Below are 20,961 nucleotides of genomic sequence, written 5' to 3' on the forward strand. Positions count from 1 at the left end.
AGCAATCCGAGGACCCCACGTGCGATTTCGTCTGACCCCCAGGGAGACGAGCTTCTACGACATGTTCGCCGCATCCGCGGACAACATCGTCACGGGCTCCAAGCTCCTGATGGAACTGCTCGGGGCTGACTCGTCCGGTCGAGCCGAGATCGCGGAGCGTATGCGGGCCGCGGAACACGCCGGTGACGACGCCACGCACGCGATCTTCCACCAGCTGAACTCCTCGTTCATCACGCCGTTCGACCGCGAGGACATCTACAACCTCGCCTCTTCCCTCGACGACATCATGGACTTCATGGAGGAGGCCGTCGACCTGGTCGTCCTCTACAACGTGGAGGAGCTGCCGAAGGGCGTCGAGCAGCAGATCGAGGTGCTGGCACGGGCGGCCGAGCTGACCGCCGAGGCGATGCCGAACCTCCGCACGATGGACAACCTCACCGAGTACTGGATCGAGGTCAACCGCCTGGAGAACCAGGCCGACCAGATCCACCGCAAGCTGCTGGCCATGCTCTTCAACGGCAAGTACGAGGCCATCGAGGTGCTGAAGCTGAAGCAGATCGTGGACGTCCTCGAAGAGGCCGCCGACGCGTTCGAGCACGTGGCCAACACGGTGGAGACCATCGCGGTCAAGGAGTCCTGACCCTTTCATGGACACCTTCGCCTTGATCGTGACCATCGGTGTCGCGCTCGGATTCACCTACACCAACGGCTTCCACGACTCCGCCAACGCCATCGCCACCTCCGTGTCCACGCGCGCGCTGACCCCGCGGGCGGCGCTCGCGATGGCCGCGGTGATGAACCTCGCCGGCGCCTTCATGGGCAGCGGGGTCGCCAAGACCGTCAGCGAGGGTCTCATCGAGACACCGCACGGCAACCGGGGCATGTGGATCCTGTTCGCGGCGCTGGTGGGCGCCATCGTGTGGAACCTCGTCACCTGGTACTTCGGCCTCCCGTCCTCCTCCTCGCACGCGTTGTTCGGCGGCATGGTGGGCGCGGCGCTCGCGGGCGGCATCGATGTCATCTGGTCCGGCGTCCTGGAGAAGGTCGTCATCCCGATGTTCATCTCCCCGGTCGTCGGCCTGCTCGCCGGCTACCTGGTGATGTGCGCGATCATGTGGCTCTTCCGCCGCTCCAACCCGCACAAGGCCAAGCGCGGCTTCCGTATCGCGCAGACCGTGTCGGCGGCCGGCATGGCGCTCGGCCACGGCCTCCAGGACGCCCAGAAGACGATGGGCATCGTGGTGATGGCGCTGGTCATCGCGGATGTCGAGGAGGCGGGCGACCCGATTCCGGTCTGGGTCAAGGTCGCGTGCGCGGTGATGCTGTCGCTGGGTACGTACGCCGGTGGGTGGCGGATCATGCGGACGCTGGGGCGGAAGATCATCGAGCTGGATCCGCCGCAGGGGTTCGCGGCGGAGACGACGGGGGCGTCGATCATGTTCACCACCGCGTTCATCTTCCACGCGCCGATCTCCACGACGCATGTCATCACGTCCGCGATCATGGGTGTCGGGGCCACGAAGCGTGTCAACGCCGTCCGCTGGGGCGTGGCCAAGAACATCGTCCTCGGCTGGTTCATCACCATGCCGGCGGCCGGGCTGGTGGCCGCGGCCAGCTTCTACGCCGTGAACCTGGCGCTCCTGTAAAACGGCCTTCGCCCCCGCCGCCCCTTCCCGTCCCGACCTCGGGGGCTCCGCCCCCGACCCCCGGGGGCCCGGGCCCCCGCCCCCCCCGCCACGGGGGGGCGCGGGGAACTGCGCGGGAGCGCGCAGCGCGACAGGGGGGTCTGGGGGCGCAGCCCCCAGAAGGGACGGGAAGGGTAGGGGCGGCGGGGGCGAACAAAGTCAACGGGCCCGCCCCCCGAACCGGGGGGCGGGCCCTATTGGTCCCCGCGGTGGCACCGCCATGCAGCACCGCGAGGGGTCTTCAGAAGAGGTGCCGGCTCAGCCGAAGCGCCCCGAGATGTAGTCCTCGGTGGCCTGCACGGACGGGTTCGAGAAGATCCGCTCCGTGTCGTCGATCTCGATGAGCTTGCCGGGCTGCCCGACCGCGGACAGGTTGAAGAACGCCGTACGGTCCGAGACACGCGCCGCCTGCTGCATGTTGTGCGTCACGATGACGATCGTGAAGCGCTCCTTCAGCTCACCGATCAGGTCCTCGATGGCCAGCGTCGAGATCGGGTCGAGGGCCGAGCAGGGCTCGTCCATGAGCAGGACCTTCGGCTCCACCGCGATCGCCCGGGCGATGCACAGACGCTGCTGCTGACCACCGGACAGACCGGAACCCGGCTTGTTCAGCCGGTCCTTGACCTCGTTCCAGAGGTTCGCGCCCTTGAGCGACTTCTCCACGATGTCGTTGAGCTCGGACTTCTTGTAGCTGCCGTTCAGCCGCAGACCCGCCGCCACGTTGTCGTACACCGACATCGTGGGGAAGGGGTTCGGACGCTGGAAGACCATGCCGACCTCGCGCCGCACCGCCACCGGGTCGATCCCGGCGCCGTACAGGTTCTCGTCGTCGAGCATGACCTTGCCCTCGACGCGGCCACCCGGTGTCACCTCGTGCATCCGGTTGAGGGTGCGCAGGAAGGTGGACTTGCCGCAGCCGGAGGGGCCGATGAAGGCCGTCACGGAACGGGGCTCGACGGTCATCGAGATGTCCTCGATGGCTCGGAACGAGCTGTAGTAGGCGCTGAGGCCGCTGATGTCGATTCGCTTGGCCATGGGGATCACTGCTTCTTTCGAGAAGGACTACTGGTCGCTGGGTGGCCGCGTCAGCGACCGGTCTTGGGGGCCTTCCAGCGGGCGATGCCGCGGGCCGCCAGGTTCAGGATCATCACGAACGCGATCAGCGTGAGCGCCGCCGCCCAGGCCCGGTCGTACGCCGCGCCGGAGCCGCCGCTGTTCGCGTACTGCAGGTAGATGTACATGGGGAGCGATGCCTGCGGACCGTCGAAGGGGTCCGTGTTGATGAAGCCCGAGCCCCACACCAGCAGCAGCACCGGAGCGGTCTCACCCGTGATGCGGGCGATCGCGAGCATCACACCGGTCGTGATACCGCCGATGGACGTCGGCAGGACCACCTTCATGATGGTGCGCCACTTCGGCACGCCAAGAGCCAGCGAGGCTTCGCGCAGCTCGTTCGGGACGAGCTTGAGCATCTCCTCGGTGGAGCGGACGACCACCGGCAGCATCAGGATGGTCAGGGCCATCGAGCCGGCGAAGCCGGAGGGGCCCATGTCCAGGATGAGGATCCAGAAGCTGAGGACGAACAGACCCGCGACGATCGACGGGATACCCGTCATGACGTCGACGAAGAAGGTGACGGCCTGGGCGAGCTTGCCGCGCCCGTACTCCACGAGGTAGATCGCGGTCAGGATGCCGATCGGCACCGAGATCACCGTGGCGATGCCGACCTGCTCCAGCGTGCCGAGGATCGCGTGGTAGATACCGCCACCGGGCTCGGTGTCGGTGACCAGGCCCATCGAGTGGCTGAGGAAGTAGCCGTCGAGGACCTTCACACCGCGCTCGATGGTCTCCCACATGAGGGAGATGAGCGGGATCACGGCGAGGAGGAACGCGACCCAGACCAGGCTGGTCGCGACCCGGTCCTTGGCCTGCCGGCGGCCCTCGACGCGCGCGGCGATGACGTACGAGCCGAGCACGAAGAAGATCGCGGCCATCAGGCCCCACTGGACATCGCTGTCCAGCCCGGCCGCGGCGCTGATGCCGAGGCCGAGGACGATCGAGCCCGCGGCGATCGCGAACGGGGCCCACTTGGGCAGCCTCGCGCCCTGCATGGAGCTGGGGCGCTGGTCGTTGATGGTCTGGCTCATGCGTTGGCCCCCGAGTACTCCGCGCGGCGGGCGATGATCGCGCGGGCCGCGCCGTTGACCAGCAGGGTGATGATGAACAGCACCAGGCCGGAGGCGATGAGCGCGTCACGGCCCATCTCGCTGGCCTCGCTGAACTTGCTGGCGATGTTCTGGGCGAAGGTGCCGCCGCCCGGGTCGAGCAGGCTGGCCTTGATCTCGAAGCTCGGGGACAGGACCGTGGCGACGGCCATGGTCTCGCCGAGCGCCCGCCCGAGGCCGAGCATCGAGGCGGAGATGACGCCGGAGCGGCCGAAGGGCAGCACCGACATGCGGATGACCTCCCAGCGCGTGGCGCCGAGGGCCAGTGCGGCTTCCTGGTGCATCTGCGGAGCCTGGCGGAAGACCTCGCGGCTCACGCTGGTGATGATCGGCAGGATCATGATCGCGAGCAGGATGCCCACGGTGAACAGCGAGCGCGGTGCGCCGCCCTGCCAGTCCAGGATGCCGGTCCAGCCGAAGTAGTCGTCCAGCCAGCCGTAGAGACCGATCAGCTGCGGCGCCAGGACGAGGGCGCCCCACAGGCCGTACACGATGGACGGTACGGCGGCGAGCAGGTCGATCACGTAGGAGATCGGACCGCCGAGCTTGCGCGGGGCGTAGTGCGTGATGAACAGGGCGATGCCGACCGCGATCGGGACCGCGATGACCATCGCGATGATCGACGAGATGACGGTGCCGTAGACCAGGACCGCGATACCGAAGCTCGGCTCCGCGGCGGTCGGGTTCCACTCGAGGGTGGTGAGGAAGTTGCTCTCGTCCTTGCTGATCGCGAGTACGGAGCGGTACGTGAGGAAGACCGCGATGGCGGCCATGATCACGAGCAGGAAGATGCCCGAGCCGCGGGACAGGGCGAGGAAGACCCGGTCGCCGGGGCGGGTGGCACCACGGGCCGCACGCTTCTGCTCGGCCGTGGGAGGTGGTGTGGGGGAGGGAGGCGCGTCAGAGTTCTTGGTGGATATATCCATGAGGTTCTCCGGTCTGCGGGGCCGGACTGCGTGTGCGGCCCCAGGCGGCGGTGCACCGGACGGCGCGCGGTCCGGCCCCCGGGCCGGGGCCGGACCGCGCGCTCAGGTCAGCTCAGGCTCGCGATGGTCGTACGGACCTTGGCGATGATCTCTTCGGGGATCGGGGCGTAGTCGTTCTCGGCGAGGATCTTCTGGCCCTCCTCGCTGGCGATGTAGGTGAGGAACGCCTTCGTGGCGGGCAGGGTCTCCGCCTTGTTGCCCTTGTCGCAGACGATCTCGTACGTGACCAGGGTGATCGGGTAGGCGCCGTCGGCCTTGGTCGCGCGGTTCAGCTCCAGCGCGAGGTCCGCGCCCGTGCCGACGACCTTGGCGTCCGCGATGGCCGTCGTGGCGTTCTCGACGGTGGCCTCGACCGGCTCGGCGGCACCCGTGTCCAGCTTGGCCGAGGTGATGCCGTCCTTGGCGTACGACAGCTCCATGTAGCTGATGGCGCCCGAGGTCTGCTTGACCTGCTGGGCGACACCGGACGAGCCGGCCGCGGACTGGCCGCCCTTGGCCTGCCACGCCTTGCCGCCCTCGTACTTCCACTGGTCGGGCGCGGCGGCGATCAGGTACTTGGTGAAGTTGTCCGTGGTGCCGGACTCGTCCGAGCGGTGGAACGCCTGGATCTTGAGGTCGGGCAGCGTCGCGTCGGGGTTCAGCTTCTTGATCGCCGCGTCGTTCCAGTTGGTGATCTTGCTGTCGAAGATCTCGGCGAGGGTCTTCGCGTCCAGCACGAGGTCCTCGACACCCGGGATGTTGTAGCCGACCGCGATCGGGCCGCCGACCATCGGCAGGTCGATGCCCTGGCCGCCCTTGCAGATCTCCTTGGAGGCCGTGACCTCTTCGGGCTTCAGCGCGGAGTCCGAACCGGCGAAGGCGACCTGGCCCTGGGTGAACGCGGTGACACCGGCACCCGAACCCTCGGACTTGTAGTTGATCTGCACGTCCTTGCAGGCGGTCGAGAACTGCTTGACCCACGCGTCGATCGCGTTCTTCTGCGCGGAGGAGCCGTTGGCCAGCAGCTGACCCTTGGCGTCGTCACACTTGATGGAGCTGTTGGCCGCGGTCGAGCTGCCGTCACTCCCGCCATTGCTGGTGTCGTCGGAGCCGCACGCCGTCAGCGCCAGGGCGCCGGAGACGGCGACAGCACCGAGGGAAAGGGCGCGCAGCCGGTTCTTGCGCTGAAGCTTCACTTTCGGGAGTTCCTTCCAGGAGCCGCCTGGGTGGCGGCGTGCGATGTCGTGGTGCGGCCTCGGATCCGCGTGAGGCCGCGGGGTACAACTCTTCATCGACCGGTATGGGTACTCGCTTTCGTCCGCACCACTCACCGGGTAAGGCCGAAATTAGGCAGAACAGGTGAAGCCGCCGATGGCCGTGAGTGAACGGAGGGTGAACCCCTGCCGTCAGTGCGGTGAGGTCACGGAACGCTTACGGACAGAACACGTAGAGGTTCCGACTACCGGAAGGCTCACCTTCGGAAGGCCGCGCGGCTCATTTCTTTCCCTCCCGCGCCCGGCTCCCGGGGCGCGGGATTGCCGGACCCCGCCGGTGGAACCCGCCGGACCGTTGCCCCGTCTCGTTCCACGGGAGCAACGGGAGGCACACATGCAACGGCGTACGTTCATAGGCGGCGGTGCCGCGGTCGCTGTGACAGCGGCGTCGGCGGCGTGCAGCGGCGGAGACTCCGACCCGCGGCCGGCCCCCGGGAGACGCACATCCGGCGCACCGGGCGGAACCGGCACGAACACCGCCACGCCCGGTACGCCCTCCAAGCGCACCGCCGCCGCCGACTGGCAGGCGCTGGCCAAGGACCTGGACGGGCCCCTCGTCCGCCCGGGCGACGCCGACTGGGCGGCGGCCCGCCAGCTCTACAACACCCGCTTCGACACCCTGAAACCGGCGGCGGTCGCGTACGTCGCCCACCCCGACGACATCCGTACGGCACTCGCGTACGCCCGCGGCCACGGCATCCGCGTCTCGATCCGCAACGGCGGCCACGCGTACGCGGGCTGGTCGTCCGGGGACGGCCGGCTGATCGTGGACGTGTCGAAACTGTCCGGGGTACGCGCCTCTGGCGACGAGGCCGTGATCGGCGCCGGCGCCAGACTCATCGACGTCTACCGCGCGCTCAGCGCGAAGGGCGTGACGATCCCGGCGGGCACCTGCCCCACCGTGGGCATCTCGGGCCTGACGCTGGGCGGCGGCCACGGGGTGGTGTCGAGGGCGTACGGCCTGACGTGCGACAGCCTCACACGGGCGACCCTGATCACGGCGGACGGCAAGCAGCTCACGGCGAGCGCGACCGAGAACAAGGACCTGTTCTGGGCGCTGCGCGGCGCGGGCAACGGCAACTTCGGGGTCGTCACCGAGCTGCGCTTCACGACCCACCCGGCGCCGCAGGGCGTCACGGCGAACATGTCCTGGCCGTGGCAGAGGGCGGCCGCGGTCCTCAGCGCCTGGCAGGAGTGGGGCCCCGACCAGCCCGACGAGATCTGGTCCTCGGTCCATCTGGCGAACACGGCCGGCGGCACCCCCACGGTCTCCGTCTCGGCCTTCTCGCTCGGTACGTACGGCGAGCTGCAGAACGCCGTCGACCGCCTCGCCGACCGGATCGGCGCGTCCGCCCGCAGCGTCTTGCTGAAGCGCCGTTCCTACCAGGAGTCGATGGAGGTGTACGCGGGCTGTTCGAGCTTCCCGGCCGACGCCCAGTGCCATCTCCCGGGCGGGACACCGGGCCGCTCGGCGCAGGGCGCGCTGGGCCGCGAGACGTACGCGGCCCGCTCGGACTTCTTCGACCGTTCGATATCGGCGGCGGGCATACGGACCCTGCTCTCCCGCATCTCCGGGGTCCGGGGCGGTACGGGAAGCATCGCGCTCACCGCCCTGGGCGGGGCCGTCAACCGCGTGGACCCCACGGCGACGGCCTTCGTCCACCGCCGCTCACGCATGCTGGCCCAGTACATCGCGGCCTGGCGTCCGGGCACATCCGGCACGACATCGGAAGCCTGGCTGACCGGAACCCACACGGCGATGCGCCCGCACGCCTCGGGAGCGGCCTACCAGAACTACACGGACCCCACCCTGAACAACTGGCGCAAGGCGTACTACGGCCAGGCGGCCCCCCACCTGAAATCCCTGAAAACAAAGCACGACCCCACCAACTTCTTCACCTTCCCCCAGTCCCTCTGACCCCCAAGACCTCCACGGAACCATCAAGGGGCGCGGAGAACGGCGCAATCCTGTGCCTTCAAGGGGCGCGGGGAACGGCGCAGTCTCTTGTCTTGTGGGTCGCGGGGAACGGCGCAGTCCTGTGCTTTTGGGGGCGCGGGGAACGGCGCAATCCGTTGCTTTTAAGGGGCGCGGGGAACTGCGCGACCAGCCACGACGGCCCGCAGAGCCCCACGACCCGCCCACCCCCAGGAGCGCAAGCAACTCGCACCACTCACCGCCACCTACCTACGCGGCAAGATCCCGCTCCTCCGCCTCGACCTCACTACGAGCCCCAGGCAAAACCTTCCCCCGCCCCCCGGCGGAGCCCCCCGCACGGACGAGCCACCCCACCCGCGACCTCTCCACCGCCGTCACGACAGGCGTCAGCAGAGCCACGGCAAGCGGCGAAAGCAACAGAACGACCGCGGTCCCGAGGGCGAATCCCCCGATGACGTCCGTCGGATAGTGCACGCCCATATAGACCCGGCAGAACCCACCGAGCAGCGCAAGCCCTATCCCGACAAGACCGAGCTTCCGGTTCGCGACGAAAAGCCCGACAGCCATGGCCATCATGAGAGTGGAGTGATCACTGACGAACGAGAAGTCACTCTTGCCGCCGATCAGGACTTCCAGCCCTTCGTGGTCCACAAAGGGCCGAGGCCGCTCCACAAAGCCCCGTATCGGCACGTTCACGAGTACGGCGACCCCGGCGGCAAGCGGCGCCCAGACCAACGCGGCCACGGAGGAGGCGGCATCGTCGCCACCCCGCCGCCGCACGGACCACCAGCACCCGAGCACCAGCAGCACCATGACGAACAGGAGTCCCCACTCGCCCACGAACTCCATGACGCGGTCGAACCAGTGCGGCGCGTCTTTGGCGAGACCATTGATGTCATAGAGCAAGTCGACGTCTGGGTTCGACCCGGAATCGGCGAGTCCAGCCATGGTGCAACGGCCCTTCGTCGTCTCTCTCCGACGCACCCACCGGATGCGCCGCGCCACAACCCCCGTCGTCGGCTACAGGAACAGGAACGCACACTCCCCTTCCATACGTTCCACCCTCCACCGAATGATCACGCAGACGTTATCCAAGAGAGATACATCGCTGCAGCTCAGGGGAGGGTTTCACACAGAGGTGGGCAATGCTTTCGCGCCATCTTCGGTCACCCGGGTCGCCCCGAAGTAGTCCGGTGTGTCGATGGGGTCGAAGCGGATCACGGCACCCGGCCGGGGCGCGTTGATCATGTATCCGCCGCCGACGTAGAGGCCCACGTGACGGATGGCCCGGGAGTTGGTGAGGTCGTCCGAGAAGAACACCAGGTCCCCGGGGAGCAGCTCCTCCCGCTGGGGATGCGGCCCGGCGTTGTACTGGTCGTTGGCCACCCGGGGCAGGGTGATCCCCACGCTCTCGTACGCGGCCTTGGTCAGCCCCGAGCAGTCGAAGCGTCCTCCCTGGTCAGCGGTGCCGTTGCCGCCCCAGAGGTAGAGCGTGCCGAGCTTCTTCTGCGCGTAGTAGATGGCGCCGGCGGCCTGCTGCGAGGGCTCCACCCGACCGACGGGAGCGGCGAAACTCTCCTCCAGGGTCGTGATCGTCTTCACGTAGTTCTGGGTTTCCTTGTACGGCGGAACGCCCCCGTATTTGATGACGGCGTACGCCCCCGCGTTGTACGCGGCGAGCATGTTCGCCGTCGGATCCCCGGGCGCGTCCTTGACGTACTTCGCGAGCGTGCAGTCGTACTTCGCGGCCGATGGAATCGCGTCATTCGGATCCCATACGTCGCGGTCTCCGTCACCGTCACCGTCGATTCCGTGCGTGGCCCATGTCCCGGGGATGAATTGCGCTATCCCCTGCGCGGCGGCCGGACTCCTGGCACCCGGATTGAATCCGCTCTCCTGATACAGCTGCGCGGCGAGAAGTGCCGGATTGATCGCGCTGCACAGATTGCCCCACTTCTGCACGAGCGACTGGTACGCCGCGGGTACGGCGCCCTTGGCGAGACCGACGGCCCCCTGCCCCACACCGTTGGCGAGGTTCCCGGCGACCATGTAGACGCCGACCACCAGCACCATGACGAAGCTGAGCCCCGCCCCCAGGACGGCGCTCGCCACGATCCAGCCCTTACGCACCGTCAACCGCCCCTCGCCGCACGGTAATCCGACCGTCAGTGTAGAGCCGACACCTCCGGCACGGAATGATCACCACCGGCCCACGGCCCCATGGCACCACCCGAGAGCGGCACGCAAGAAGGAGACACGGAGTGGCTGACGTACCCCCCGACCTCGACTGGACCCGCGCCGCCCCCGAGGACGCGGAAGGCCCCGGACCCTGGATCGAGCTCGCCTTCGGTGACGACGAGCTCGTCTACATCCGCGAGACCAGCGCCCCCGAGACCGTCGTCACGACCACCCGGAAGAAGTGGGACGCCTTCGTACTCGGCGTACAGGCGGGCGAGTTCGACCACTTCGTGGAGGAACCAGAAGGAGCCGAGAACCCGAAGCCCCCGGAGGACGCGGAAGACGGGGAGGACGCGGAAGGCGTCGCAGGACTCGAAGGCGGCCAGCTCTAGACGGTCGGCTCTGGACGGTCAGCCCTGGACGATCAGCCTTGGACAGTCGGCCTTTGACGGTCAGACGGTCATCCCCGGACGGACCGCCCCGCGGGGCCACCCCGTGCCACACCCCGCGCCCACAGCACCAGCGGCACCTGCAGCGGCAGCCGGGCCAGCGCCGCGGCCTTCTGGGGCGCGGGGCGGTGACGCCAGTCCACGGCCATCTGCACGTTGGCGGGGAACACCCCGACGAAGAACGCGGCGGTGGCCAGCGCGGCCACTCGCCTCGTACGCGGCACCGCCACCCCGACCGCCAGCGCCGCCTCGACGACACCGCTCGCGTACGTCCAGGTCCGCGGTTCACCCGGCAGCGCCCGCGGAACGGTCGCGTCGAACTGCCGCGGCGCCGCGAAGTGGGCGACCGCGGCGGACGCCAACAGGCCCGCGAGCAACAGGGGTGAACGTTCCGACCGTGACACGGTTCCTCCTACGGGAAGCCCACGAGGGCCTGGGAAGCCTGCGAGGCCCTAGCGGTTTACGGGACCTGCGGGCCTGCGGGACCTGCCCTGCGAGGTTACTGGACAGTAGCCGCAGCCGTCAGGAGGGCTCCGCCCCCGTGTACGCCGCGGTCGTCCGGTCGGCCCTGGCCCGGGCGACCTCCTCGGCCTCCCCGCCGGCGACGCTCGCCGCGTACCACCCCTCGCTGCTGAGACGGACGAACCGGAGCCCCTCCTCGCTGCCGAACCAGGCCATCGCCCCCTGCGGGTCCACGGCCGCGCCGGAGGACAGGTGCAGGGTGAGCCCGATGAGGGCCATGTCCCAGCCGATGCCGACGGCTCCGGGGCCGAACTGCGCCCACTTCTCGTCGTCGTCCGGCGCGATGTGGTCCAGCTCGAAGCGCGTACCGCCGTCCGGGGCGGGGGTCAGCCGCAGCTCGATCCAGCTGACGTTCCCGTCGAACTCCCAGGTCGCGGTGAAGCCCTTCGGGGGGTCGCAGCGCTCGACGGTGCCGCCCGCGTTGCCCTCCAGCTGGTACGTACCGCCGGGGCGCAGCTCGCCCGTGACGGGCAGGAACCAGCGCGGAATCCTCTCGGGATCGGTACAGGCTTCCCAGACGTCCTCGACCGCCGCGTCGTACGTCTGACCCAGGGTCACCACGTGGGCCTCACCGGCCTCCAGGACACGGCTGCCCACCTGGCGTCGTACGGCGTTGATCTGATGAGTGACGTCGATCATGTGGTGCTCCTTCACGGTGGTGCGGGGTTGCCGTCTTCACGGTGGTGCGGGGTTGTCGTCACGCCTGTCGCCACGCACGCCGTCACCGTCGGCGCCACTGTCACCGGACCGCTCGCGGAGCCGGCGTTCGCGCTTGCCCCGGGCCAGTTCGGTGGCCAGGGCGTCGAGGTGGGGCGTCCAGAACCGCCGGAAGCGGTCGAGCCATGCGTCGATGTCACGCAGGGGGTCGGAGTTCACGGCGTAGAGCCGCCGGGTCCCTTCGGGCCGGACCGTGGCGAAGCCGTTCTCCCGCAGGACCTTGAGGTGCTGTGAGACACCGGGCTGGGATATCCCGAACTCTTCCCTGACGACCTCGCTCACGGCCCCGGAGCTCATCTCGCCGTCGGCGAGCAGCTCGAGGATCCGGCGGCGGACGGGGTCGCCGAGTACGTCGAATGCGTGCACAGGACCAACGTATCACTACGTGCTTATATAAGCGCGCAGATATTCAAGGATCCCACTGCGCGGCGCCCGCCAAGCGCGCCTGCCGGGCGCGCCCGCCGACTCGGGTGACCGGCCGCATCCGCCAACCGCGCCCGCGGATCCGTCCGTTGCCCACTGGGCACCCCCACCCCGGCACACCCCGACGCCCCACGCGGGATAGCCTGCACCCAGCACAAAACGGGTGGCGTCTACTCACCAGGAGACGCACGACCCGGAGAACATCGGCACGACGGACCGGCGCACACGGGACGGAGTCGGGCTCGGTGGACGGGCGGAGTCGGCCACCGTCAGGGGGCAGTCGCGTAAGAGGGGCTAACGACGGAACCACACCACAGGTTCCGCTTGCACTTCATTGCCCGGCGTGACCTGCCGTGATACACAGAGTGACGATACGCCTGACTGGATACCGACCCGCGCCCCCGGAGGGGTCCCGCGAGCGCCGGTGACAAGGGATTCGTACGAAACCCGCCAATCAATGACGCCAAGTCGACATGCGACAGCGTCATTGTCAGCGACAATGGCCGTGACCTCTGCGCAGAGTGGCAGAGGAGGCAGAACAACCCACAAGGGGCGGTGACTTACATGCTTTTCGCAGCCGAAAAGGGCGACATCAACACGATCATCGGCGGGATCGCTCCGGACTGGGGCCCGTTCGGCACCCTCGGCAACGAGGCCCGGATCATGATCGAGGTCGTGATGGCGGTCGCCATCCTGCTGTGCCTCGGCATCGCGATCTGGGGAGCGGCTAAGCAACGCATCGGCGCGACGGCCCTGCGCGACACCTTCAGCGCGGAGCAGGGCAAGGGTCTGATCATCGCGGGTCTCACCGGAGTCTTCATCATCGGTTCACTGGGCACGCTCTTCACCATCGTGTACGGCATGGCCGTGTAGACGGTCGCCGGCCCGGTCTCCGCGGACCCGGCCGGGCACACCCCTCCCATCCCCCACCCCACCCGTCCGTCGTGCCCACCGGCTGAGGTTGCGTTCCCTGATGTCGAGTCACCACACCGTGCCCGCGCGCCAATCAGCGGGGCTACCGTCGTATATCGCGGTTCAGCATGAGGTCGAGGGGGCGTACGCGGCATGAGTCTCGGTGACGAGCACGGAGCGCGCGGCGAGGACGGCGGTTACGGAGGTACCGGCCAGACGCGCACGCGCCTCCCCGACAGCGCCGGTGACGTCTACGGCGGGGCACGACGCGGCGGCCGCTCGTCGTCACGCAGCCTCGTCACGGTGGTGGGCGTGGTGGTCCTCCTGATTGCGGCCATCGCCTTCGCGAACCGCGGCGGCGACGATTCCGACGCGGGCGCGGACGGCGGCAGCAAGCCGGAAGCCGCCTCGACGGCCGCCTCCGGCGAGCGGCCGGTACAGACGAAGTCGGGCGGAATCCCGTCGGGCTTCCCCCAGACCGAGCAGGGAGCGCAGAGCGCGGCGTCGAACTACGCGGTCGTCCTCGTCTCGGCCGACATCCTCAAGCCCACCCGGCGGGGGGAGATCGTCCAGCAGGTGTTCGTCACCGACAAGGTGGCCGCGCTGAAGGACAAACTGGACAAGGCGTACTCCGAGGAGTTCCTGAGCAACGTCGGCCTGGACGAGAACGGCAACGCGGCGGCCGGACAGACCTATGTCTCACGCACCATGCCGGTCGGAACCAAGGTCACGGACTACTCGGACAGCGCGGCGACCGTCGAGGTCTGGTGCACAGGCGTCTTCGGCACGGCCGGTGACGACTCGAAGAACCCGGTCAGCAACGACTGGTTCACCATGACGCTGCAGCTGCGGTGGGCCGAGGGTGACTGGAAGGTCGACAGCTTCTCCCAGAAGGATGGACCGGCGCCGGTGAACGGTGACAACACGGTCTCGCCGTCCGACGAGATCGCGAAGGCCGTCGAAGAGTACGGAGGCTTCACCTATGCCCGGTAGCCCGCGCCGCGTACTCGAGGTCACCGCCGCCGTCGCAGTCGTACAGACCGCTCTCGTCATGCTCGCGACCCGCGCGGCCGCAGCACCGACGCCGACCCCTTCGCCGTCGGACGACAACTGCGACCTGATCGTCGGCCCCGCCAAGGACTACTGCGAGCGAGGCAGCAGCAGCCGCAACGGCCCCTCCGTAGAAGACCCCACCGCCGCCCTCGACCCCCTCGCCTCCCTCGCCAAGGGATGTGCGAAAGCCGCGTCCTGGACCATAGACAAGCTCAGTGACGCGGTTCAGGACACGGCGACGGTCGACTTCACGAACAGCACGTTCCTCCAGCAGTACGCCGTGGTCTTCGCCGCGTCGACCATCCTCACCCTCCTCCTGTGGCTGCTCGCGGTCACCAAGAGGGCGGTGCGGGGCGTCCCCCTCAGCACCGCCATCGGCGAAGCCATCGGCTTCCTCTGGCTGACCGTGCTCGCGTCGGCCTTCACCCCGCTCATCCTCTACACCGTCGTGTCGGCGACCGACGGCATCGCCGAGGTCCTCGCCAAGACGACCGGCAACCAGACCGACACCTTCTTCGGCAACTTCTCCGGCGCCCTGAACAAGGGCACCGACATCGGCGGCGGCCCGATCATGCTGATCGTGGTCTCCCTCGTGTCGATCCTCGCCGCGGGCATCCTCTGGCTGGAACTGGTGATCCGCGCCGCCCTCCTCTACGTGGGCGCGCTCCTCGGCACCGTCGTCTACGCCGGCCTCGTCGACAAGAACCTCTGGGGCCACGTCCGCCGCTGGGCGGGCATCATGATCGCCGTCATCCTCGTCAAACCGGTCATCGTGATCGTGCTGGGCCTCGCGGGAGCCCTGTCCGCGGAGGACGGCCCCGACGCCTTCTCCGCCGTCGTCTCCGGCCTCGCGATCATCCTGCTCGCCATCTTCGCCAGCGCGATGATCTACCGCTTCGTACCCGGCTTCGGCGACGAGATCGCCAACAGCCGCAACAACCGCATCATGCAGGGCGCCGAGGGCAAGGCCGCGGCCGCCATCAGCTCCCCCGCCACCCTCGTCGCCCAGGGCATCAAGACCCACAGCACCCGGGCCGACAACAACGGCGGCGGAGGCGGCAACAGCGGCTCCCGCCCCTCGAACCCCGTCTCCGGCGGCGTCGCGGCCCACAGCTCCCGCGGCTCCGGTTCCCCGGGCGGCGGCGGATCCGTCCCCGCCGCACCCCCGCCCCGCTCCAGCCCGGTGAACACCCCACACGCCGGGAACAACCGCACCAGCAGCAACAACCGCACGGGAGGTGAAGGGCGTTGACGACTGAATCCCATGCGTCTCATGTGTCCCATCCGGTCACGCCCCGCCGTACATATCTGATCGGCCGCGCCCGGCCGAGCGCGATCGTCGGCCGCAACCGCGAGTCCGGCGAGATCGGGCTGATCATCGCGGGCGCGTTCCTCGGCATGATGTGCGGCCTGATCGTCCCCGTGCTCTCCCTGCGCATCGTGCTGCTCATGGGCTTCCCGCTGCTCGCGCTGGCCGCCGTCTACGTCCCGTACAAGCGGCGGACCTTCTACAAGTGGTTCGAGATCAACCGCAGTTACAAGCGCAGCCTGCGCCGCGGCACCGCCTACCGCAGCAACGTCATGGAGTCCGGCACCCGTATCGACGGCCGCGAGGTCGAGGTCGGCCCGCCCCCGGGCATCGGCCGCATCAGCTGGCTCGCGGCGCCGTTCGGACCGGACGAGATCGCCGTGCTGCTGCACGCCGACCGCAAGACCGTCACCGCCGCCATCGAGATCGAGGGCCCGGGCGTCGGCCTGCGCGACAGCGAGGACCAGGAAGCCCTCGTCGACCGCTTCGGCACCCTCCTCAAGCACGTCGCCAACGGCGACGGCTTCGTCACCCGCATCCAGATGCTCGCCCGTACGCTCCCCGCCGACCCGGACGCCCACGCCAAGGACGTCTCGCAGCGCGGCGACGAGCGCGCACCCGGCTGGCTCCAGCAGTCGTACGAGCAGCTCCAGTCCATGGTGTCGACGAGCAGCGAGCAGCACCGCGCCTATCTCGTCGCCTGCATGCACTACTCCCGCGAACTCGCCGCCGAGGGCCAGGCGATGGCCCGCGCCGCCCGCCCCAAGGGCGGCAAGAAGCTCGACAAGGACGCCGGTCTCGCCGTCGTCATGGCCCGCGAGCTCACCGACATCTGCTCCCGCCTCCAGGAGGCCGACATCCGGGTGCGCCAGCCACTCGGCCAGGGCAGACTCTCGTCCCTCGTGCACTCGATGTACGACCCGGACCACCCCATCGACCACATCCAGGCCATGACCAAGCGCAACGCCTGGCCGGCCGAGCTCGACGCCATGGAGCCCACCTACCTCCAGGCCAAGACCCGCGAGTCCTCCACCCGCGCCCCCTGGTGCCACGCCACGGCCTGGGTGAAGGAGTGGCCGATGACCCCGGTGGGCGTCAACTTCCTCGCCCCGCTGCTCGTCCACACCCCCGACGTGATCCGCACGGTCGCCGTCACCATGGACCTCGAACCCACCGAGGTCGCCATCGAGCGGATGCTGACCGAGAAGACCAACGACGAGGCCGAGGCGAGCCGGCAGGCCAAGATGAACCGCACCGTCGACCCGCGCGACGTCGCCTCGCACAACCGCGTCGACCAGCGCGGCCAGGACCTCGCCAGCGGAGCCGCCGGCGTCAACCTCGTCGGCTACATCACCGTCTCGTCCCGCAACCCGGAGGCGCTCGCCCGCGACAAGCGGACGATCAGGGCCTCGGCCGGAAAGTCGTACCTGAAGCTGGAATGGTGCGACCGCGAGCACCACCGTGCCTTCGTCAACACACTCCCGTTCGCGACCGGCATCCGGAGGTAGGACTCTATGCGGGATCCGCTGTCCGCCCTCACGGAGGGCTTCACGTCCTTCCTCTTCGGCAAGGTGGAGACGACCCGGCCGCCGGTGCGCACCTCCACCGGCCAGGCCCAGGCCGTCTACCTGCCGACCGCGGCTCCCGGCCTCGGCGACTCAGGCGTCATCATCGGCCGCGAGGTCTACTCCGGGAAGGGCTACATCTACGACCCCTTCCAGCTGTACGGACAGCAGCTCCCGGCACCGCACTGGCTGGTCCTCGGCGAGTCCGGCAACGGCAAGTCGGCCCTCGAGAAGACGTACGTCCTGCGGCAGTTGCGGTTCAAGGACCGCCAGGTCGTCGTCCTGGACGCACAGGGCGAGGACGGGGTCGGCGAATGGAACCTCATCGCCGAGGAGCTGGGGCTCACCCCCATCCGCCTCGACCCGACCGCCGCCCTGGACATGGGCATCCGCCTCAACCCGCTCGACCCGGCGATCACGACGACCGGCCAGCTCGCGCTGCTCCGGACCATCATCGAGGTCGCGATGGGCCACGGCCTGGACGAGCGCTCCGGCTTCGCGCTGAAGGTCGCCCACGCGTACGTCAACGAGACGATCGTCGACCGCCAGCCCGTCCTCACCGACATCGTCGAACAGCTCCGCCACCCCGAACCGGAGTCGGCGGAGGCGATGAACGTCGCCATAGACGACGTACGGGCCTGGGGCCTGGACGTCGCCCTGGTCATCGACCGCCTCGTCGACGGTGACCTGCGCGGCATGTTCGACGGCCCGACGACCGTCGGCATCGACCTCGACGCCCCGCTCATCGTCTTCGACCTGTCCCACATCGACCGCAACTCCATCGCCATGCCGATCCTCATGGCGATCGTCGGCGTGTGGCTGGAGCACACCTGGATCCGCCCCGACCGGAAGAAGCGCATCTTCCTCGTCGAGGAGGCGTGGCACATCATCAACAGCCCGTTCGTGGCCCAGCTCTTCCAGCGCCTGCTGAAGTTCGGGCGCCGACTCGGCCTGTCGTTCGTGGCGGTGGTCCACCACCTGTCCGACGTCGTGGACGGCGCCGCCGCGAAGGAGGCCGCGGCGATCCTCAAGATGGCCTCGACGAGGACGATCTACGCACAGAAGGCCGACGAGGCCAGAATGACGGGCCGGGTCCTCGGCCTGCCCCGGTGGGCGGTGGAGATCATCCCCTCCCTCACCCCGGGTATCGCCGTCTGGGACGTCAACGGCAACGTCCAGGTGGTCAAACACCTGATCACCGAGACCGAGCGGCCCCTCGTCTTCACCGACCGCGCCATGACGGAGTCGTCCGCCGACCACCTCGCCGACGACGCCCTGCGCGCCGCCGAACTGGAGGCCGAGGAGCGGGCCGCCGCCTTCATGGAACAGCACCTGAACGACGTCGACGATTCGTCCGAGTCCACCGTGGCGTAGAGGAGCGACCCGAGATGAGACCGGACGAGCGCATCCGCCACCACAATCACCACCGGGGCGGCCAAGGGGGCATTCCCGACGGTCTGCTGCTCGGCGTCCTGGCCCTGGTGCTCGGCACGACCGTCCTGGTGTGGACGACGACCGGCCTGGCCGGTCTCTTCTCCCACGGCTCATGGCCCGCCGGGGTCACCTTCCGCCGTACGCCCCAGGCCCTGCGCCACCTCGTCGGGGCTCCGGACGACCTGCCGGGCGCCTGGCCCGACACCCCGGCCGACCAGCTCTCCGGGTACGGGCTCTTCTGGGGCCTGTTCATCGGACAGGTGATGGTGCTGATCGTCCTCACGGTGTTCGTGCTGGGCACGATCGCGAGGTGGCGGGCGCAGAGAGCGAGACGCAGGGCGCTCGCCACAGCGGAACCGCACCTCCCGGCCGAGGACGGGACGCACGAGGCTTCCCGTGGCCGCGCGGCGGACCGGCCGGAGGTGACGCACCCGACGGCCCCGACCGTCCCGACGGCGGCCCACCCACCGGCCGAGCACGTCACGGCGCCGCTGCCGCCGGTGGAGTACGCGCCGAAGGAGCACCCGGCGGCCACCCCGTCCCGGGCGGCGGTGCCGCAGCCGGTCCCAGCCGTGACCGGAGAACCGGCGGCCGGGTGGGAGAACGCCGTGCCGGCCCCGCGGGGCCCCGTGGTCCTGGGACCGCCCGAGACCCGCCATCCCCTCGCCGTCCAGGCCATCCGGGACGCGGACGGCCCCGCCCTCGTCATCACCTCCGACCCCGCCCTCTGGTCGAGCACGAAGGACGCCCGGGCGAAACTGGGCCCCGTCCTCCTCTACGACCCCTCCCACCTCTGCGACACCCCGGCCCGCCTCCACTGGTCCCCCTCCGCCGGCTGCGAGGCCAAGGAGACCGCCAAGGCCCGCGCGGCGGCGCTCCTCGCCCCGGTCCGCCCCACCGCCAGGATGGACCAGGCGGTCGCCGACACCGCCGAGACGCTCCTCCGCAGCTATCTGCACGCCGCCGCCGTGGACGGCCGCACCATCCGCCACGTCCACCGCTGGGCCCAGGGCGCCCAGGTCCAGGAAGCCGTACGCATCCTCCGTACGAACCCGAAGGCCGCCGCCGGCTCCGCGGGCGAACTCGAAGCCGCCCTCACCGCGCACCCGGAACGCCGGGACATCGCGCAGGAGTTGACGGCCCGTGCCCTGTCCGCCCTCTTCACGGTCAACGTCCGCGAAGCCTGCACTCCCAACCGAACCGACACACTCACCTTGGATTCCTTCGTCGACGAAGGGGGCACGCTTTATGTGGTGGGTGAACCCATCGAGGACCCGAGGTCGAACCCCGGCGCCATGCCGCTCCTGACGGCCCTCGCCTCCAGCGTGGTCGAGCGCGGCCGGCGCATGGCCGAACGGTCATCCTCCGGTCGCCTCGACCCACCACTCGCCCTCGTCCTGGACGATGTCGCCGCGGTGGCCCCGCTCCCCCAACTCCCGGAGCTGCTCGTCGCCGGCGGGGGTACGGGCACGGACAGAGGGCTCCCCACCCTGGCCCTCCTCCGCTCCCGCGAACAGGCCCGCACCCGCTGGCCCGACCACGAACTCCCGGTCTAGTTCGCGGCCTGCCTAGTTCGCGACCTGGGTCCGTTCGATCACGAACTCCAGCTCCCGCGCACCCGAATCCCCGGGCGCGGGAACGGTCTTCCCGGTGGGTACGAACCCGAACTTCCGGTAGAAGGCTTCGGCCCGCCCGTTCCGCTCGTCCACGAACAGCCGCACCCGCTCCACGCCGGCGACCTCCCACGCCCAGCGCAGGGCGTGCGAGAACAGCCGCTCGGTCACCCCTTGCCCCCGCGCCTCGGGCCGCACGTACACCGCCACGAGATGCCCCTGCCGTACGTCGCTGACGTCCCCGAGCGCCCCGGGGGCCCCGGCCTCCTCGACCAGCACGGTCACGGAACCGACCCATCGCCCACCGGGTTCCTCGGCCACGATCTGCTGCCGCTCGACCACGTCTTCGGCAGCGTCGGCCGTCCGTCCCTGCCAGAAGGCGTCGGGCTGACCGGCAGCGTTCTCGTAGGTGTCCATGAAGGCTATGTGGGCCACGGGGTCCCGCAGCGAGGCAAGCCGGATTTCCTTGGCCGCGGGCCAGTCGTCGGCGCGTATCGAGCGGATGACGTGTTCAGGGCTCATGGACGTCACCGTAATACCGGGACAAGAACCGCGGCCAACACAAAAAAGCCCCCGCACCGAAGTGCGGGGGCTTTCTCATACAATTTGTTCGGCGGCGTCCTACTCTCCCACAGGGTCCCCCCTGCAGTACCATCGGCGCTGTAAGGCTTAGCTTCCGGGTTCGGAATGTAACCGGGCGT

The 20,961-nt window shown here is 69.2% G+C and carries 20 protein-coding genes and 1 rRNA gene; 10 read left to right on the forward strand and 11 right to left on the reverse strand.

All coding sequences use genetic code 11. The annotated features are described in order from the left end of the window. Positions 1–19 precede the first annotated feature (19 nt). Positions 20–640, forward strand: coding sequence for a DUF47 domain-containing protein (locus tag ACFYXC_RS39585; RefSeq protein ID WP_107015224.1), 621 nt, complete (start codon positions 20–22; stop codon positions 638–640). A 7-nt stretch (positions 641–647) separates the two neighbouring features. Next, positions 648–1,646: an anion permease gene (locus ACFYXC_RS39590; RefSeq protein WP_389557709.1), complete on the forward strand. Its 999-nt coding sequence runs from the start codon at positions 648–650 to the stop codon at positions 1,644–1,646. 297 nt (positions 1,647–1,943) lie between these two features. Here the strand turns inward: ACFYXC_RS39590 and pstB are convergent, their stop codons facing one another. The 4 genes from pstB to pstS all read right to left on the reverse strand — a co-directional run bounded on the left by pstB (position 1,944) and on the right by pstS (position 6,071). After that, complete coding sequence (gene pstB / locus ACFYXC_RS39595) at positions 1,944–2,720, reverse strand: phosphate ABC transporter ATP-binding protein PstB (protein ID WP_388922854.1); 777 nt, start codon at positions 2,718–2,720, stop codon at positions 1,944–1,946. Between the two features lie 50 nt (positions 2,721–2,770). Further along, positions 2,771–3,832 carry a phosphate ABC transporter permease PstA gene (gene pstA, locus ACFYXC_RS39600; protein WP_388922851.1) on the reverse strand — a complete coding sequence of 354 codons (1,062 nt, stop codon included), beginning with the start codon at positions 3,830–3,832 and terminating at the stop codon, positions 2,771–2,773. Beyond that, positions 3,829–4,836: a phosphate ABC transporter permease subunit PstC gene (gene pstC / locus ACFYXC_RS39605; RefSeq protein ID WP_389557712.1), complete on the reverse strand. Its 1,008-nt coding sequence runs from the start codon at positions 4,834–4,836 to the stop codon at positions 3,829–3,831. Before pstC ends, pstA begins: the two co-directional genes overlap by 4 nt. A 107-nt stretch (positions 4,837–4,943) precedes the next feature. Then, positions 4,944–6,071 (reverse strand): phosphate ABC transporter substrate-binding protein PstS, encoded by a 1,128-nt coding sequence (gene pstS / locus ACFYXC_RS39610; RefSeq protein ID WP_388922845.1) that lies wholly within the window; start codon positions 6,069–6,071, stop codon positions 4,944–4,946. Between the two features lie 412 nt (positions 6,072–6,483). Here pstS and ACFYXC_RS39615 point away from each other — a divergent pair, with 412 nt between their 5' ends. Beyond that, positions 6,484–8,067, forward strand: coding sequence for an FAD-binding oxidoreductase (locus ACFYXC_RS39615; protein ID WP_389557714.1), 1,584 nt, complete (start codon positions 6,484–6,486; stop codon positions 8,065–8,067). Between the two features lie 267 nt (positions 8,068–8,334). On the opposite strand, the gene ACFYXC_RS39620 is transcribed toward ACFYXC_RS39615, so the two are convergent. Then, positions 8,335–9,033, reverse strand: coding sequence for a phosphatase PAP2 family protein (locus ACFYXC_RS39620; protein WP_389557716.1), 699 nt, complete (start codon positions 9,031–9,033; stop codon positions 8,335–8,337). 180 nt (positions 9,034–9,213) lie between these two features. Continuing rightward, positions 9,214–10,221: an NlpC/P60 family protein gene (locus ACFYXC_RS39625; RefSeq protein WP_388922836.1), complete on the reverse strand. Its 1,008-nt coding sequence runs from the start codon at positions 10,219–10,221 to the stop codon at positions 9,214–9,216. Positions 10,222–10,346: 125 nt separating this feature from the next. On the opposite strand from ACFYXC_RS39625, the gene ACFYXC_RS39630 reads away from it, so the two are divergent. Further along, positions 10,347–10,655, forward strand: coding sequence for a DUF397 domain-containing protein (locus ACFYXC_RS39630; RefSeq protein ID WP_389557719.1), 309 nt, complete (start codon positions 10,347–10,349; stop codon positions 10,653–10,655). A gap of 68 nt (positions 10,656–10,723) precedes the next feature. Here ACFYXC_RS39630 and ACFYXC_RS39635 read toward each other — a convergent pair whose 3' ends face one another. From ACFYXC_RS39635 to ACFYXC_RS39645, 3 genes are all read right to left on the reverse strand, one after another. After that, on the reverse strand, positions 10,724–11,116 hold the full coding sequence (locus tag ACFYXC_RS39635; RefSeq protein WP_389557721.1) for a DoxX family protein: 393 nt from the start codon (positions 11,114–11,116) through the stop codon (positions 10,724–10,726). 118 nt (positions 11,117–11,234) lie between these two features. Continuing rightward, positions 11,235–11,873, reverse strand: coding sequence for an SRPBCC domain-containing protein (locus tag ACFYXC_RS39640; protein WP_389557723.1), 639 nt, complete (start codon positions 11,871–11,873; stop codon positions 11,235–11,237). A gap of 36 nt (positions 11,874–11,909) precedes the next feature. Beyond that, the gene (locus tag ACFYXC_RS39645) at positions 11,910–12,317 is read right to left on the reverse strand and encodes an ArsR/SmtB family transcription factor (protein WP_389557725.1); all 408 of its coding nucleotides are present in this window, start codon (positions 12,315–12,317) and stop codon (positions 11,910–11,912) included. A gap of 621 nt (positions 12,318–12,938) precedes the next feature. On the opposite strand from ACFYXC_RS39645, the gene ACFYXC_RS39650 reads away from it, so the two are divergent. From ACFYXC_RS39650 to ACFYXC_RS39675, 6 genes are all read left to right on the forward strand, one after another. Then, entirely contained in the window at positions 12,939–13,247 is a 309-nt protein-coding gene (locus ACFYXC_RS39650; RefSeq protein WP_055507678.1) for a hypothetical protein, read from the forward strand. A gap of 192 nt (positions 13,248–13,439) precedes the next feature. Beyond that, complete coding sequence (locus ACFYXC_RS39655; protein WP_389557727.1) at positions 13,440–14,279, forward strand: hypothetical protein; 840 nt, start codon at positions 13,440–13,442, stop codon at positions 14,277–14,279. Next, a complete protein-coding gene (locus ACFYXC_RS39660) occupies positions 14,269–15,591 on the forward strand; it encodes a hypothetical protein (protein ID WP_389557729.1) in 1,323 nt (440 codons plus the stop codon). The genes ACFYXC_RS39655 and ACFYXC_RS39660 overlap by 11 nt, the downstream gene beginning before the upstream one ends. Before the next feature lie 23 nt (positions 15,592–15,614). Further along, complete coding sequence (locus ACFYXC_RS39665) at positions 15,615–17,156, forward strand: SCO6880 family protein (RefSeq protein WP_388923053.1); 1,542 nt, start codon at positions 15,615–15,617, stop codon at positions 17,154–17,156. A 6-nt stretch (positions 17,157–17,162) separates the two neighbouring features. Beyond that, positions 17,163–18,587 (forward strand): ATP-binding protein, encoded by a 1,425-nt coding sequence (locus tag ACFYXC_RS39670; RefSeq protein ID WP_388922816.1) that lies wholly within the window; start codon positions 17,163–17,165, stop codon positions 18,585–18,587. A gap of 14 nt (positions 18,588–18,601) precedes the next feature. Further along, a complete protein-coding gene (locus ACFYXC_RS39675; RefSeq protein ID WP_389557731.1) occupies positions 18,602–20,203 on the forward strand; it encodes a type VI secretion protein in 1,602 nt (533 codons plus the stop codon). A 12-nt stretch (positions 20,204–20,215) separates the two neighbouring features. On the opposite strand, the gene ACFYXC_RS39680 is transcribed toward ACFYXC_RS39675, so the two are convergent. Together ACFYXC_RS39680 and rrf are read right to left on the reverse strand one after the other, a co-directional pair. After that, positions 20,216–20,782 (reverse strand): GNAT family N-acetyltransferase, encoded by a 567-nt coding sequence (locus ACFYXC_RS39680; RefSeq protein WP_389557733.1) that lies wholly within the window; start codon positions 20,780–20,782, stop codon positions 20,216–20,218. 86 nt (positions 20,783–20,868) lie between these two features. Beyond that, a 5S ribosomal RNA gene (gene rrf / locus ACFYXC_RS39685) occupies positions 20,869–20,961 on the reverse strand; the annotation flags it as partial.

This window comes from Streptomyces sp. NPDC002701 (assembly GCF_042889045.1).
Lineage (GTDB): Bacteria > Actinomycetota > Actinomycetes > Streptomycetales > Streptomycetaceae > Streptomyces.